The organism is Psychrobacter sp. CX5, assembly GCF_057621535.2.
This window is the reverse complement of record NZ_CM177735.1, coordinates 2,481,316-2,497,396: the sequence shown is the minus strand read 5'-3', so window position 1 is coordinate 2,497,396 and position 16,081 is coordinate 2,481,316. Positions and strand designations below refer to the sequence as shown.

General features: G+C 39.2%; 15 protein-coding genes. 10 read left to right on the top strand and 5 right to left on the bottom strand.

Annotation, left to right across the window (positions count from 1 at the left end):
- The first annotated feature begins 117 nt into the window (after nt 1–117).
- The 5 genes from AC21OG_RS09630 (at nt 118) to AC21OG_RS09610 (ending at nt 6,522) form a co-directional block, all read left to right on the top strand.
- A complete protein-coding gene (locus AC21OG_RS09630) occupies nt 118–1,548 on the top strand; it encodes a glycerophosphodiester phosphodiesterase family protein (RefSeq protein WP_487378091.1) in 1,431 nt (476 codons plus the stop codon).
- A 301-nt stretch (nt 1,549–1,849) separates the two neighbouring features.
- Nucleotides 1,850–2,626 carry a sulfite exporter TauE/SafE family protein gene (locus AC21OG_RS09625; protein ID WP_487378090.1) on the top strand — a complete coding sequence of 259 codons (777 nt, stop codon included), beginning with the start codon at nt 1,850–1,852 and terminating at the stop codon, nt 2,624–2,626.
- A 186-nt stretch (nt 2,627–2,812) separates the two neighbouring features.
- Nucleotides 2,813–3,670, top strand: coding sequence for a response regulator (locus AC21OG_RS09620; protein ID WP_487378089.1), 858 nt, complete (start codon nt 2,813–2,815; stop codon nt 3,668–3,670).
- Entirely contained in the window at nt 3,667–5,595 is a 1,929-nt protein-coding gene (gene creC, locus AC21OG_RS09615) for a two-component system sensor histidine kinase CreC (RefSeq protein WP_487378088.1), read from the top strand. Before AC21OG_RS09620 ends, creC begins: the two co-directional genes overlap by 4 nt.
- 213 nt (nt 5,596–5,808) lie before the next feature.
- Nucleotides 5,809–6,522, top strand: a complete 714-nt coding sequence (locus AC21OG_RS09610; protein WP_487378087.1) for a DarT1-associated NADAR antitoxin family protein — start codon at nt 5,809–5,811, stop codon at nt 6,520–6,522.
- A gap of 250 nt (nt 6,523–6,772) precedes the next feature.
- On the opposite strand, the gene AC21OG_RS09605 is transcribed toward AC21OG_RS09610, so the two are convergent.
- The 3 genes from AC21OG_RS09605 to ispF all read right to left on the bottom strand — a co-directional run bounded on the left by AC21OG_RS09605 (nt 6,773) and on the right by ispF (nt 8,772).
- Nucleotides 6,773–7,261 (bottom strand): hypothetical protein, encoded by a 489-nt coding sequence (locus tag AC21OG_RS09605; protein WP_487378086.1) that lies wholly within the window; start codon nt 7,259–7,261, stop codon nt 6,773–6,775.
- A gap of 294 nt (nt 7,262–7,555) precedes the next feature.
- On the bottom strand, nt 7,556–7,891 hold the full coding sequence (gene grxD / locus AC21OG_RS09600; protein WP_486546637.1) for a Grx4 family monothiol glutaredoxin: 336 nt from the start codon (nt 7,889–7,891) through the stop codon (nt 7,556–7,558).
- A gap of 392 nt (nt 7,892–8,283) precedes the next feature.
- On the bottom strand, nt 8,284–8,772 hold the full coding sequence (gene ispF / locus AC21OG_RS09595; protein ID WP_487378085.1) for a 2-C-methyl-D-erythritol 2,4-cyclodiphosphate synthase: 489 nt from the start codon (nt 8,770–8,772) through the stop codon (nt 8,284–8,286).
- A gap of 142 nt (nt 8,773–8,914) precedes the next feature.
- On the opposite strand from ispF, the gene mnmA reads away from it, so the two are divergent.
- A complete protein-coding gene (gene mnmA, locus AC21OG_RS09590; protein ID WP_487378128.1) occupies nt 8,915–10,084 on the top strand; it encodes a tRNA 2-thiouridine(34) synthase MnmA in 1,170 nt (389 codons plus the stop codon).
- Nucleotides 10,085–10,467: 383 nt separating this feature from the next.
- On the opposite strand, the gene AC21OG_RS09585 is transcribed toward mnmA, so the two are convergent.
- A complete protein-coding gene (locus tag AC21OG_RS09585; RefSeq protein ID WP_487378084.1) occupies nt 10,468–11,319 on the bottom strand; it encodes a DUF4377 domain-containing protein in 852 nt (283 codons plus the stop codon).
- 307 nt (nt 11,320–11,626) lie between these two features.
- Between AC21OG_RS09585 and purB the strand changes: the two genes are divergently transcribed.
- Together purB and AC21OG_RS09575 are read left to right on the top strand one after the other, a co-directional pair.
- A complete protein-coding gene (gene purB / locus AC21OG_RS09580) occupies nt 11,627–13,018 on the top strand; it encodes an adenylosuccinate lyase (RefSeq protein ID WP_487378083.1) in 1,392 nt (463 codons plus the stop codon).
- Between the two features lie 216 nt (nt 13,019–13,234).
- Nucleotides 13,235–13,813 carry a DUF2238 domain-containing protein gene (locus AC21OG_RS09575; RefSeq protein WP_491185084.1) on the top strand — a complete coding sequence of 193 codons (579 nt, stop codon included), beginning with the start codon at nt 13,235–13,237 and terminating at the stop codon, nt 13,811–13,813.
- A 258-nt stretch (nt 13,814–14,071) separates the two neighbouring features.
- On the opposite strand, the gene AC21OG_RS09570 is transcribed toward AC21OG_RS09575, so the two are convergent.
- Nucleotides 14,072–14,257: an NF038104 family lipoprotein gene (locus AC21OG_RS09570; RefSeq protein ID WP_487378081.1), complete on the bottom strand. Its 186-nt coding sequence runs from the start codon at nt 14,255–14,257 to the stop codon at nt 14,072–14,074.
- Nucleotides 14,258–14,414: 157 nt separating this feature from the next.
- Here AC21OG_RS09570 and AC21OG_RS09565 point away from each other — a divergent pair, with 157 nt between their 5' ends.
- Nucleotides 14,415–15,614, top strand: a complete 1,200-nt coding sequence (locus AC21OG_RS09565) for a cupin domain-containing protein (RefSeq protein ID WP_487378080.1) — start codon at nt 14,415–14,417, stop codon at nt 15,612–15,614.
- Between the two features lie 240 nt (nt 15,615–15,854).
- Nucleotides 15,855–16,013 (top strand): hypothetical protein, encoded by a 159-nt coding sequence (locus AC21OG_RS09560; protein ID WP_486546643.1) that lies wholly within the window; start codon nt 15,855–15,857, stop codon nt 16,011–16,013.
- Nucleotides 16,014–16,081 lie beyond the last annotated feature (68 nt).

The window sequence follows — 16,081 nt, the reverse complement described above, 5'->3', positions numbered from 1 at the left end:
AACGGTCAATAATGTAAGGTAACTTATTAGAGCTTACGCAAAGAGCTTTTTAGTTCTATTTAGATTTTAATTCGGTTATCTCATAATTTTAACATAGCCTTTAATAAGGAACGTTGAATGTCCTCTTATATTCGTCAATTGATAAGCTCATTTAATAACAAAACAGAGCTTGGGTCTGTTAAGCCCCCTACACTGTCTCGTAAATCTACTGATAAAACTCAATCAGATAGACTAAATCAAGACTGGCAGAAAAACAGTCTAATATTAAGTTGTGTAGGTATAACTAGCTTAATTTTAAGTGGTTGTAACCTCACCTCAGCTCAAAATACTGCTTCTCCTTCAGCAAACACTCAACAAAGTGGCAAACCTTCAATGTCGCAAATGGGTTACAGCTATGGTAGTCGACCCTTTTATCTTATCGATGATATGGATGACAGCCCGTTAAAAACTGAGCTTAAATCATGCGAAGCTCAAACCCCCAAAAAGACAGACTTTTCAATCTCCCATCGTGGTGCACCATTACAATATCCAGAGCATACCTTCGATGGGTATATGGCTGCAGCACGTATGGGCGCAGGTGTATTAGAGTGTGATGTGGCGTTTACAAAGGATCATCAAATGGTGTGCCGCCATGCTCAAAACGATCTACATACCACAACTAACATTTTATCGACTAATCTGGCTAATCGCTGTACCACACCACCAAAATTTGATGAAAAAGGCAACTTAACCAATGCCAATAGTATTGAATGTCGTACCTCAAACTTGACTTTGGATGAGTTTAAATCATTAAAAGGCAAGATGGATGCGGCCAATACTAAAGCAACAACGTTAACCGATTATATGAATGCGACGTCGCCTTGGCGTACTGAGCTGTATAATCAAAATGGTCAAGTGCTAACTCTAAAAGAGCATATTGCCCTTGCAGAGAAGCTAGGCATGAAGCATACCCCAGAGCTTAAAGCGCCTGCGGAGAAAATGCCTTTTGGAGACTACACTCAAGACCAATATCGTCAGCAGCTTATCGACACCTATAAACAAGCAGGTGTTAATCCAAATAATGTATATGCTCAATCTTTTGACATTGAGGATATAAAGTATTGGATCAAGCATGAGCCAGCCTTCGCCAAAAATGCCGTTTATCTTACCGATGATAGCAATGAGACTGCCGAAGGGATGACATTTGATAAAAACAACCCTAAAACTTGGAAGCACTCCATGCAAGAGCTTAAAAATATGGGGGTTAATATCATTGCACCAGCGACATGGCTACTGGTTACTACCGATGGTAAAGGTCATATGATGCCTTCAGAGTATGCTAAGGAGGCCAAACAAGCTGGACTTAAAATTATTACTTGGTCAATTGAGCGCTCAGGTCCGCTAGCGAATGGCGGCGGATGGTATTACACTGGTCTTGATGATGATATTAATAACGATGGCGATATGATGAACTATATTGACGTACTGGCTCAAGATGTGGGCGTTATGGGTATTTTCTCTGATTGGCCTGCCACTGTGACCTATTACGCCAACTGTAAAGGCCTATAATACAGTGCTTTTAATGTAAACCCTCATCAATAATAGGGGTCAAATCTAGGTTTTACGACCTTAGTTTACGACTATTGTTAATGAGTATAAATGACATGTTTAGGGCGTGTTCTCGCTAATACGAGAGGGCACGCCTTATATTTAATATAAAAATGATAACACCAAATCTATCAATTGACCTATCGAGGAAGGCAAGTTCAAGCGCAACAAATCAAACGCTAAAAAATAGTAGAATCAGCGAGACTGATATAGATTATTTTATAGTAAAGGTATCATATGACAAAAAGTAGGGCAAAACGTTATGTTAATAACTTTTATCGACCTGATTAACAGTATCCCTCTTTGGCATTTAGTTGGGCTTTTCATCTTTGGCGTGCTCGCTTTTATTATATCCACCGTATCTGGCGGAGGCGGAGCGCTCATTTTGATTCCTATGACATCATGGCTCATTGGCGCACCTAGCACTCCTCCCGTTATTAATCTTGGTACCTTTATATCAAGACCCTCACGTATGATATTATTCTGGCATGATATTGATTGGAGCTTGACCAAATATTATGTGCCCAGCGCCCTTGTTGGTGCATGGCTTGCAGGGCTTTTATTTAGTCGAATGAACGCAGGCTGGATACAGCTAATCGTTGGGATATTTTTAGTTTCTACTATTTTTCAATATAGATTTGGGAAGGTTGATAAAACCTTTAACATGCCTAAATCAGGCTTCATCCCTTTAGGCTTCTTAGTTGCGTTTATTAGTACTATCGTCGGTGGTCTTGGACCCGTTTTAAATCCATTTTATATGAACAGTGGTTTAAAAAAAGAGGACTTAGTAGCCACTAAAACGGCCAATTCTTTTTTTGTGGGTATCGCACAGATTAGCAGCTATGCTTTTTTTGGTGTACTCACGGCTAAATTATGGATCTATGGTTTTGCACTTGGGATTGGGGCAGTATTGGGCAACATTATTGGCAAGCATTTCTTAGCGGGAATGAGTGTCAAACAATTTCGAGTGTTGTTACTGATACTGATGGTGGTCAGTGGTATCGTTATGATCATTAACAATATTTCTGTTTTATTCTAGGGACTATATAAAATTAATTCACGACACTATTCATAAATTTTTCATCTATTGATCATCTCAATCACACACAATACCCTACCTTTTAGTGTGGGCTATGCTAGGATTAGGGATAACATATAAAACTGTATTTATCGAAACGTTTATCATCGTAACTTTTATCATTGTCATTCCTATCTGGTACTCCCTATGACCGCCATCGTTAGCACCTCATCAAAATCAGATTCAAGTTCGTTGCCGAGCTCATCCCCTAGCAACGTATCACATACTCATACTCAGCCTACGCCTCATATTTTAATAGTGGAAGACGATCCAGCGATTGCCACCTCGCTCAGAGTGACGTTCAAGCGTGAGGGCTGGCTAGTGACTTGGCTTGACAATGCCAGCAGTGTTCTGCCTACGTTAAAAGAGTTTCAAGATGAGCAACATCCGTTAGCGGGTATTATATTAGATGTAGGTCTACCTGATGGTGATGGTTTAAACTTATGCCAGAATATCCGCCATTCAGATGACATTGGCAACTTAAAACAGCTGCCTATTATCTTTTTGACTGCGCGTAGTGATGAAGTAGATCGAATTTTGGGTCTAGAGATGGGTGGTGATGATTATTGTCCGAAGCCTTTTAGCCCAAGAGAGCTTGTCGCAAGACTAAAAGCCATTTGGCGCCGAGAGCAACTGACGGCTACCACGGTTGATAACCAAAGTAATCAACCAGACGTCACCACAGATCCACAGTTGTTTGAACTCGACTCAGGAATTTGGCGCTATGAGCCGCTTACTTATACCCTATACTGGAATGATCATAAGCTCGAGCTTAGCAATACAGAACGTAAACTGCTATTAGCCTTATTGGCGAATCCCGATCGAGTCTTTAGCCGTGAGCAATTGCTAAATGCTATTAGCGACTATCCAGATCATCGCTTGGCGCGCACCATTGACAGCCATGTGAAGTCTATCCGTAAGCAACTCTCACAAGTCAGCGACTTTGATGACGTAGAGATCATCCATACCCATCGCGGTTTAGGTTATGGACTGTGCGCCTCATGACAGACCCATTAAACCTCAAAAAACCAACCGTTAATGACAGTAAAAACTCAAAGAATATAGCCCAAAAAAAAACTGCTAAGCAAAGTTCTAATGCCGATGATGCCAATAACTGGTATGCCAAACTGCACCCGATAGGTAGAGAAAATCCTCCTACTGCCAGTGTAGATAAGCCTGAAAAGATCCTAAACCTCAGTCTTTTTTTTAGAATTTGGATTGCCGTCGGTGTTATAGTCGTCATATCGGGCATTGTCGTATTCAATCAGCTGTTTAATTATGTGCGCCCTATTACCCAGCAAGTCATTGAAGATACGCTTGTGGATACCTCCAAGCTGTTAGCAACCAGTCTACGCTCTGCTATTGAATCTGGCGAGATTTATAACGCTAATTATCAAGCCATGCTTGATGATGCTTTTTTAGAGCCTAACCTATCGCCAAATACCCTAATTCCTACAGAGACAACCGTTCTCACAAAAAAGAGCTCTACCAACACTTGGTATCATCAAAAAACACGCAGTAGCTTTCGCGTCTATATTACTGATCAAAACGGGATAGTTATCTATGACTCTTTGCCTACTAACAGTATTGAAAATTACTCAAATGCCGAAGGGCAAAATTACTCTAGGTGGAACGATGTCAATTTAACCCTACAAGGTAAATATGGCGCGCGTACGACACGTATTATTGATGACGATCCTGCCACTTCAGTCATGTATGTGGCCCAGCCCATATTCAGCTCAAATGATAAAAATAAGCTCATTGGCGTGGTCAGTGTTGGCAAACCAACCTCCACCGTTATCCCTTATTTAAATGCCACCCGAAAGCAGATGTTAACGGCATCATTAATCATAAGTATTGTGACACTAATCATGGCAGGTCTCGTGGCGTGGTGGTTGCGACAAAGTACCATGTTAGTCACACGCTATACTCAAGCACTGGCTCAAGATACCAAAAAGCCTTACTTCTATATGGGTCGTGAGTTAAATGAGCTGACTGACACCATTGAGAGTATGAAGCACCGGTTGGAAAATCGAGCCTATGTGACTGACTACGTGCACACCCTCACCCATGAATTAAAAAGCCCACTGACGGCTATTAGAGCCAGTGGCGAGCTGCTGGAAGAGACAGATTTAGAAGGTGAAGATCGGTTGATGCTCAGTCAAACCATCACTGAGCAAAGCATAAAATTACAGTCGTTGATTGACCGTCTTTTATTACTTGCAAAAATCGAGCAGCCCACCTTTAAGCTTGCCATACAGCCTATCAATCCAGATTCGCTAATACAGACTTTGATCGCAGGTTGTGAGATGCAACGCCAATATCAACACGTCGAAATTGACTATGAGTGTCAACTCCCTGAACCTGACAATAAGAACATATTGGCAGATGAGTTTTGGATCACTCAAGCCCTGCAAAATGTATTAGATAATGCTTTATATTTTGCCAAGAGCAAAGTCATTGTTCATCTTGCTGAGCATACTATCCATAAAGTTAACTATATTAAAGTATCATTTATTAATAATGGTGATTTGATACCTGAGTATGCGCTCGGAAAAGTTTTTGACCGTTACTTTAGCTTATCGCATCAATATCATCGGCAGGCAGTGGTATCAGAGACTAATAATAGCAGTACTCCAAGAAGTACTCCAAGCAACCCTTCAAGCAACCCTCTAAGAAACCCTCCAAGCAATACGGCAAGCACTGCTTATCAATCTCAGGGTAAAAAAGGCACCGGTCTAGGTCTCACCTTGGTAAAACAAGTTATCGAACGTCATAGCGGTATGGTCACAATTCACAACCTCGAAGTTGCAAATAATCTTGAAATTACAGCTAATAATGTAGAGCAACCGCTAACTACTGGTGTTGAATTAATTATTTATCTACCTATCGCCCCCAATGGTATCAATGACAAGTACGACTTCTCTTAAATAATTTAAGTGCTGTTTTATATATGCTGTCTTATTTATAAAGTGTCTTAGCAGTGCTGATATACTAGCTGCTATCGCTTTACTGAAGCCAAAAATATTCCAAGAAAAATAGTTGATAATAAGATAAACTGCCCCGCTAAGATTGAACCTATTTATTGAATATGAATAGTTATAAAATATGAATAGTTATCGAATACAAAAAGGCACAACGCAATGCTACCAGTACAGAACGCTGTAGAACACAAACCCGTATTTATGCCCAGAGTCGGCAGTGATAGTCTCGTCAAAACAGATATGGTTAGGATTGAGCAGCATGTCGGTTTTAACAGTAGACAAAAGAAAAAAACCATTAATGATTTACATCAAGTCATTCGCAAAAAGTATGGCTTTAAGCAAGTGTTAGAGCTCTCTAGCAAATCAGGTAATAAATTAAGCTTTCAATTAAATCCTTCAAGCCTAAAGCTGACTAATGAGCAAGATGGACAACAGTATAGTGTTGAAAACGCCTTTTATAGTAGTATGGTGTTTGAAAAAGGGGGGCCATTTGTTGATTTGCTAACTGCTGCACCGAGACAGGCTAAAAAAGATGAGCGCTTATTCAACTCTGGGGAGCTCACGGGCTACAATTATTTAGGGTTAGAGTGGAGCGTAGAACCCTTAACTGCATTTTACGATTGGCTATATATTAATGCGTTAAAACAAAACCCTCAGCTTCACGATGAGGTGCTGCAATACCAAGCCTTCACTGATATTTCTTTTAATCCTAAAAAGTCCATTCATTGTGCGGCTTATTCATTGGCAATGTTTGCGGCGTTGTACAAGCGAGAACTGCTTGATAAGGTTGAAGACCCAGCAGCTTTTTATGACTTATATTCTCAATTTAAAATTAGTAATACGGAGAATCTTTTAGAAAAAGGATGGTTTTAGATCCTTAGACAAGGTTTTTTGAGCTAAGCTGATTCTTAGTCAAGGTTGCTCTTAGACAAGGCTTTTCTGATAAGAGGCATATTTAAAGACCGTTTGAGTATAAAAATAAAGCCGTAGTCAAAAGAAAAGGCATACCAGAAAATCTAGTATGCCTTTCTTATTTTAAATTGGCTTATTTTAAATTGGCTTATTTTGAATGGACTGTTTTAAACTCACTATTCTTACAATAAGTGAAATCAGTCTAATATTACTATTGACCTTCACTTAGTGGCACAATACGTTCATTTTGTCCACTTCCAAGCATACCTTGACTGCCAACGCCTTCTGGATTAACGTCTAAATAAGCTGTCATTTCAGCAATAGCGTCCTCATCTCCACTGTCAAGCAAACGTTGTTTGATCATCTCAACCGGTGGCACGGGTAAATTTTTCAATAAAGATAACAACTGGCTATTATTACCTTTAAATACCACGAGCTCTATAAGCTTTCGCACATTAATCGGTAAATCTGCGGTTGACTGGGCCATTAAGGCAAGGTGATAGGCCCCATGGGTATCTTCATCTTTAAGGATACGCTGCTCAATCGCAGTGTACGTTTCACTGGTCGCCCCACCCGCCACACTCAATAAATGGATGCATTTTAAAGATGAGTGCTCTTCTTTATCGGCTATCTCGATAATTTTGTCAGACTGTTGTTCGATGAGTTGCTTTTTTTGTAATAGTTTGGCATCTGAGTTCATAATGGTTTTCCTAACTTGAATCATTTCATTGTCTTGAAGCTTATATGGTGCTGACTGTTTTATTTTAAAGTATTGGCATACAAAACAATAACGTAATGAAATCAAACTAAATAATGCAAGCTTTTAAAGCGTGTTACTTATCTAAGTATATTTCACATTTTAGAAGCTTATCGTAAGAAGAAATTCTGAGAAAAAAGCATATAAAAAAGCCTCAGTATTTATCTGAGGCTTTTATGAAATGGATTTGAGTGATGTATTCTATCAGCAAGTCATGTATAACAAAGACTTATAGAATTATTGAGCAGGACTATGCTCTTCGACTAAAGGCTTAAGCTCACCTGATTGGTACATCTCTAAAATAATATCAGAACCACCCATAAGCTCACCGTTAATCCAAAGCTGTGGGAAAGTTGGCCAGTTTGCTACTTTTGGTAGCGTGGCACGAATTTCAGGATTTTCAAGAATATTAACAAAGGCAAAGGGACGTCCAATTTGAGTCAATACTTCAATGGCTTTAGCAGAAAAACCGCATTGTGGGAACTGCGGTGTCCCTTTCATATATAACAGTACTGGGTTTTCTTTAATTTGGTTACGGATGAGCGTTTCAATATCTTGAGCTTGGTCTGTCATAGTAAATCCTTAAATAAGTATCAAAAATTTTAAACTTAACATTACGCAGTGAATTAAAAATGCAGCAAGTTTAAAAACAATTCATCAAATGCAGTTATTAAATTTATGGGGTTGAAAGTATAAAAAACAATGTGGCGTCGCTTTTTTTCAATAGCAAACTTTTTAGATAGCAAAATTTATTATCTTAAAATAACGCTATATTCAAAGTACATCATTATTGGCATGATTAGCATAGCAATTTAGAAAAGATAAGTTATTTTTAACATTGGTATCAGTTAAACATTTTAGTGTCAATTCACTCTCAGTCTCAATTCATGCCATACAGATTACATTAAAACCATTACCGACGTTAAAAACCTTGACTAAATCTAAACGATTTTATCCCTTAATAGCTAGACGGACTCAATCAAAACAACAGCACTGGCCATTATACCTTCTTGACGACCAGTGAAACCTAACTTTTCAGTAGTAGTCGCTTTGATACTGATATTGCCCATATCGGTTTCTAGATCTTGAGCTATATTTGTACGCATTGCGACATTGTGCTTAGCAAGCTTAGGGCGCTCACACATCACTGTGATGTCAGCGTTCACTATGCTATAGCCCTTTTGTTTAATTAAATCATAGACATGACGTAGTAAGATACGCGAATCAAGTCCAGCATTGGCATCGTCAGTATCTGGAAAATGCTGCCCAATATCACCCATCGCAACCGCACCCAGTAGCGCATCCGCTAAGGCATGTAGCACGACATCACCATCTGAGTGAGCCAATAAACTGTGTGAATGCTCAATAGTGACACCAGCAAGGGTAACATATTGCTTTGCTTCACCATTGTCATAAAAGGCGTGTACGTCAATACCTTGTCCTATTCTTATCATTATTTGCCTATCGGTGTTATAATTTAGCCAAATTTTAGCATAGTTTCTAACCAATATGACGACATCTGCAACTTTTGACAACCGCCCTACACCAGCCTCCTCCAATCGTGCAGGCAACCATGCAACCAATCATGCTGCCAACCTGCCTGCTATACGCTTAAGTGATGTACCAGATCCTGAGCAGACCCGAGTAATCGTTGGTATGTCAGGTGGGGTAGACTCTTCCGTCTCTGCTGTCTTGTTACAGCAAGCGGGCTTTCAGGTCGAAGGCTTGTTTATGAAAAACTGGGAAGAGGATGACGGTACTGAATACTGTACTGCTATGGAAGACTTGGCGGATGCTCAGGCGGTTTGTGATAAGTTAGGCATCACCCTTCATACCGCAAATTTTGCAATGGAATATTGGGATAGAGTGTTCGAGCATTTCTTAGCCGAATATCAAGCAGGACGTACCCCAAATCCTGATATATTGTGCAATAAAGAGATTAAATTCAAGGCGTTCTTAGACTATGCGTCTGACCCAAAATTTGGCTTGGGTGCTGATTATATTGCTACAGGTCACTATACACGGCGCAGTATGAATTACTTACGTGAGGATGGTACTGAGGTGGCACGTCTATTACGAGGGCTTGACAACAATAAAGACCAAAGCTATTTCTTACATGCGGTGGGTGGTGATAAGATTGCCAAGACCTTGTTCCCTGTGGGTGAACTTGAAAAACCAGAAGTTCGTAAAATTGCAGAAGCGCACGATTTAGCAACTGCTAAGAAAAAGGACTCGACGGGCATTTGCTTTATTGGTGAGCGCCGATTCAAAGATTTCTTACAGCAATATTTGCCTGCTAAGCCCGGTAACATAGTGACGGATGATGGTGAGATCGTCGGTCAGCATGATGGACTGATGTATTACACTTTAGGGCAACGCGGTGGTATTGGCATTGGCGGTGTCAAAGATCGCATTGAGGCGCCTTGGTTTGTACTACAAAAAGACTTGGAAAAAAATGAATTAATCGTCGGGCAAGGACATGACCACCCCCTGTTATTAAGCCAAAACTTAACCGCATATAAGTTGGACTGGGTAGAACGCGTCGCCCCTAGTGCGGTTTTTAGTCCTGAAGGTCTTAAGTGTACGGCGAAAACCCGTTATCGCCAGCCCGATCAAAGCTGTACAGTATTTGTTGATAAAGACGATGCCAGTAAGGTAAATGTCATCTTTGATGAACCACAGCGGGCGGTTACTCCAGGTCAATCCGCCGTGTTTTATATCGATGATGTGTGCTTAGGCGGCGGCGTTATTGAGTCGTTTGAGTAATTTATCAATGTTTTCATAGATTATTAAATGGACGTTTATTCCATGATAATACTGATGTTACTTTAATTAATTTAATCGTCACTTCTTATGGACATGGGCTAGTTATGGACAAAGGCATGACGTTTCTTCTGATGTTAGCAGTTATATGGCTTGCTATTTTATTGTGCTTGATTAAAGTTATTTGTTCGTTCTCTAATAGATTGAAGCCTAACTATTCTAAGAATAAATTGTTTTTTTATATGTTATAACAGCCACTTATATTATTGGCTCTTTATTTTTATGGTATATTTTAATCAGTGGGATATTTGATGTGATTGCTTCGGTTTAATACCGCTTTTTAGACTTAATCGTTTATTTATATAGCGCAACTAATTCTAAATAACTCACTGTGCAGTTGCCTCAACTGTCTCATACCACTCGCGAATATGTTCGAGTACATATATTGGCTCAGCCCCATCTTTTGGATTATATTTTTTAATAATTAAAACAGTTTCAGCACCTTGTTTATGCTCAAAGCCTTTAATAATTTGAGGGAACAAACGCCATTCGCCGTAGGTTGTCTTATGGTTGTCAAAATCATAATTAACGTCTCTCACCTTTAAACAAGATTCTTGCAACTTATTAGGGCAAGGGTACGTATTTTTATCCACTTCCCAAGTCAACTCTTCTCCCTCACCATATTTTGCAGATTCCGTTATTTCTCCTATCCATTTAAGCGTAACCCCCTCGTTAGTTAGCTGAGATAAAGTGGCATGATCTGCATCATCCTTGTTGAACTTAAATTGATTATCACCGAGCATTAACTCAGCTAAATAGCCTTCAAACTCTTGTATTTCGGCATCACACACAGCAGGAATAACACCATACTTGGATACTGATAATGAATTTTCACGGTTTGGCAATGGCGTCAGGTCTGCAATAAATAAATGACACATGCTGAGCCCTATTTTATATTCACGTTGATCGCCGATTATCGTCATTTTGATAGTATCGTACCGACTTAATTTACGATCCAGCTCACTATCATTATCTTCAATACTTTCAAGCTTCCAATAGTAATTCTTAAGCGACTCTAGTAATTGAGTATTATATTTGGATACACTAGTGCTCTTTGGTTGGCTTGAATTCATATTTCCTATTGGGTTTACGTTAGTGGCTTGCTTAACCTGTTCATTAGGCTGACTGATATTGACACATCCTGTTAGAATGAACGCCAGACTCATCAATCCGAACATACTGACTCATTTAAAACCTGCCAATTTATTTAATTCCTTTTTATTCATCATCTTTGCTCCAATGCGGACTAATATATTTAAGCTTGCAGACTTTGCCAAAATCTGTGATTTGTGTGATTAGGGTAATTGATAGGATATGTTGCGGCTTGTTCTTGATAAATAAACCCACCAGTTGGTTTAATAGTATAGTAAGTTTTCTTTTGACTCCTATTTTCAAGTATAATTGATGACCGTAAAAAGGTAATCATTTACCTGTAAACTATTTATAAACTATCACTAAACTTAATTGCAATTTTGAAGGATATCTATGAGCGCTTTAACTGCCCTTTCCCCTATCGACGGTCGCTATGCCAGCAAAGCTGATACATTACGCGCCCATTTGTCAGAGTTTGGTCTGATTAAAGCCCGTGTTACTGTTGAGATTCGCTGGTTACAAGCTTTAGCCGATAACGATGCCATCGCTGAATTATCACCATTTGATGCTAAGACCAATGACTTCTTGAATGCTATTGTTGATAACTTCAGTGAAGCCGATGCGCAAGCTATCAAAGACATCGAAAAAACCACTAATCATGATGTTAAGGCAGTTGAATATTTTATTAAAGACCAGTTTCGCGGTAATGATCAGTTAGAGCAAAGCTTAGAGTTCATCCACTTTGCCTGCACATCAGAAGATATCAATAACTTATCTTACGCATTGATGTTAAAAGACAGTCGTGAGATTGTGGTAGATAAACTGCAAGCGGTTACTGACGCTATCGTTAGTCTTGCTAAACAACACGCTACCCAGCCAATGCTCTCTCGTACGCATGGACAAACAGCGAGTCCGACGACGTTAGGTAAAGAGATGGCAAATGTTGCTTATCGCCTAGCCCGCCAAATTAAACAAATTAAACAGGTTGAGCTTCTGGGTAAAATTAACGGTGCGGTCGGTAACTACAATGCCCATCTATCCGCTTATCCAATGGTAGACTGGACTGCCCATGCTCAAATCTTTATCTCAGAGCGCTTAGGATTAACCTTTAATCCTTATACTACTCAGATTGAGCCTCATGACTATATCGCTGAGTTGTTTGATGCCGTACGTCGTTTTAATACCATATTAATCGACTTTAACCGAGATGTTTGGCAATACATCAGCTTAGGCTATTTCAAGCAAAAGTTAAAAGAAGGTGAGGTTGGCTCGTCTACCATGCCACATAAAGTGAACCCGATTGATTTTGAAAATTCTGAAGGTAACTTAGGTGTTGCCAATGCTATGCTGGCGCACTTAGGTGAAAAATTACCCATCTCACGTATGCAGCGTGACTTATCTGATTCAACCGTATTACGCAATATTGGGGTTGGCCTAGCCCAAAGTATGATTGCTTATGATGCCTGCTTAAAAGGTATTGGTAAGCTTGAAGTAAATCCTGAGAAATTAAATAGCGATCTTGATAATGCTCAGGAAGTATTGGCTGAGCCTATTCAAACGGTCATGCGTCGATATCGTGTTAAAAACCCTTATGAGAAACTCAAAGCATTGACGCGCGGTCAGGCCATGACCCGTGAAAAAATGCTTGAATTTGTCAATGGTGATGAATTAGACGCCGTACCAGAAGCAGATAAACAGCGTTTACGTGAGCTAACACCTGCGACTTATATTGGTAATGCCGACGAGCAGGCTTTGGCAATTGAACAATGGATTGCAAAGCTTTAAGTTTAATTAACATCGGCTCTATTGAGCTATAAGGCTATGGTGAAAAAGGCTATGTTAAAAAAGGTTAAGTAGAACTAGGTTATTGAATTGTCATCCACCCCCTAATAGTATGAATCGAAACGTATGCTAAACCCTAAGGATCAAGGTTTTTCCCAAAAAGGATATTCAAGGGTTAGCCCTATAGTGAAGGCTTGTTTAATCATTATTGTAATTGCAATGATATTGGCAAGTATTAAACCTCTTAGCTGGAATGACTATCTTCTCCATCAATTGGGCACTGTCCTATTTATGGCAATGGTCTGGGGGTGCTATCGTTATCTTGCCAGTACAACGACCTCGTTTGTGCTGGCAAGCGTATTTATAGTGATCCATATTATTGGTGCCAGATATCTATACTCTTATGTACCTTACAATGAGTGGTCGCAAAGTCTGTTGGGATTTAATTTAAACGAGATGTTCGGCTGGCAGCGCAATATGTACGATAGGTTGGTACATTTTAGTTATGGCTTATTGTTACTACCTCTAATGAAAGATATTTTTAAAACACTATTACCGTCCCTGTCCTCAAAAGCCATTTTGTTATTGGTACTTCAATTTAATTTGGCTAGTAGTACCCTTTATGAGTTGTTTGAGTGGTTTTTAGGTGTGACCTTATCGCCAGAATCCGCAGAAGCGTATAATGGTCAACAAGGCGATATATGGGATGCACAAAAAGACATACTACTGGCTTTTATAGGGGCGTTAATAGGCTCTGCTATATTATATGGTCAACATAAGATTCGGTACAAAAACTAGCTTAATAAACGGCCAATTTTTTAACATCAATACTCTAGATACTAAAGGTACCTCATTCTCAACTCTTAACGTAGGCTGTGGCTTTAGCCCAGCATTTTTATTAAGTATCTTTATTAGCTGGGCTAAAAGCACCAGCCTACAGTGAAATTCAATAAGTTGAGAGCGGGGATAAAGGTATAGATTGTTATGATGCTTAATCTTAGCCTCATAATACAAAGTTGTAATTCATTTAATCTTTTTCATTTAATTTGTTTTCATTTAATCTTTTTTTTCGTCGTCATCCTTACCCCCAGGAATCACCGCTTTAGTGACCGCTACAGTCCCTTTTACCACGCCTTTGGTGGTCTTGTAGGCGACTTTGACCGGCACCGTGACCAGCTTATGCACACAGCCTTGCAAAAGAATACTACTGATAATAAGGGTTAATAAGGTGAATTTTTTCATGAGTTACCTTAAAGCTTGATAATGAATAATAGGTCAAGTGTACACTGTCTAAGCTGTACTCTAAACATGCTCTTTTTTTAATACAACGACTCACTTTATATTGGGTTGTATTATATCACTTCAGTTCAAACCCCATTTTAAATATAACGGATTTATAATGAATAACATCAAATTTTGTTTGCCTGATACCATAAGCCCTGAACAATTCTTAGCGGAGTATTGGCAAAAAAAACCGTTACTTATTAAACAAGGATTGCCACAGCTGGTCGGCATGTTTGAGCCTGATGATATCTTAGATCTTAGTCTTGACGAGATGGCAACCGCGCGTTTAATCACACAACACCCAGCAGATAAACACTCTGACATCGTCTCTGAATCTAACGCGCCATCAGAACAATGGAAGCTGCAGCAATGCCCGCTGACACAAGAGATGTTTGCCGATTTACCCGAACAATGGACCGTATTGGTTCAAAATCTTGAGCAATGGTCGCCTGAGCTCGGACTATTATGGAATGCCTTTAATTTCATTCCCCAATGGCAGCGCGATGATATTATGGTATCTTACGCGCCTAAAGGTGGCTCTGTAGGTAAACACTATGATGATTATGATGTCTTTTTGGCACAAGGCTATGGACATAGACGTTGGCAACTTGGTCAGTATTGTGACCAGAGCACCGAGTTTATTGCCAATCAGCCTATTCGTATATTTAATGACATGGGCGATATCATTCTAGATGAAATCCTTGAGCCTGGTGATGTGCTATACGTGCCCCCTAAGCTATCACATTATGGTGTGGCACAAGATAATTGCTTGACCTTTTCGTTCGGCTTTCGACGACCCAATCTTATGCAAGTATTGGACAGCTTGGTAGATACGGCGACCGGAGAGCCAAGCTTATTTGTCCCTATTTTACTCGATCAGCAGTTACAAAAGCCCGGTGAGGTTCAAAAATCAAGTATTGAGCAAATTAAAGCGCAATTGCTTACTATGTTGCAGTCTGATCTTGGCAATAAACTTATTGAACAAGCCGTTAGTGAGGTGGTCAGCAAGCGCCAATATGATATTTTGATACCAGAAGAGACATTGACAGAAGCTCAAGTCGCTCATGCACTTGATGAAGGGGCACTTATCCGAATTGATTACAGTAGTCGACTTATCTATACCCTAATCAATAATAATTTATCAGTCTATGCAAATGGTCTATTGTTAACAGAATTAGGTGAAAATGAAGCCGGATTATTAAAACGTATTGCAGATTCAGAACCTTTAACGGTTAAAGATATTAAACAGGCACAAGTAACTGTAGAAACAGTAGTAAGTTGGCTTGAAAATGGATGGATCTGGTTAGATTTTTAGTATTTAATGTTAGTTTTTGAATAATACGTGTACCAGACCATTACAATTTAATGACTATAAGTCATATTTTCGCGTATTTCTGACAGGTGACCTATATTAGTTTACATATGTAAACACAAAAAACTATAATTCATTATATAATTAAATCAAACCATTTAGAGGACTTAATTAAAAAAGAATTAATTCTAATTAAATTAATTCTTACTATTTGAAGTCCTTCCACCCTCAAGGAGACATATTATGTCAAACGATGCTAATAAGACCACAAAAATGTCACGTGCTGATATTAACCAAGATCATTTAGAATCAAACGATCAACAACGTACTGATGATTCAGCATTAGATATGATGAAAGGTATGCATGAACACGAAGATCATGAATCTGAAGATGACGAGTAATATCTTGATAAGTATATAAATGAATCAAAGTTAGCTTTAGGTTAATTTAAAAAGTTCTAAAAAAATAC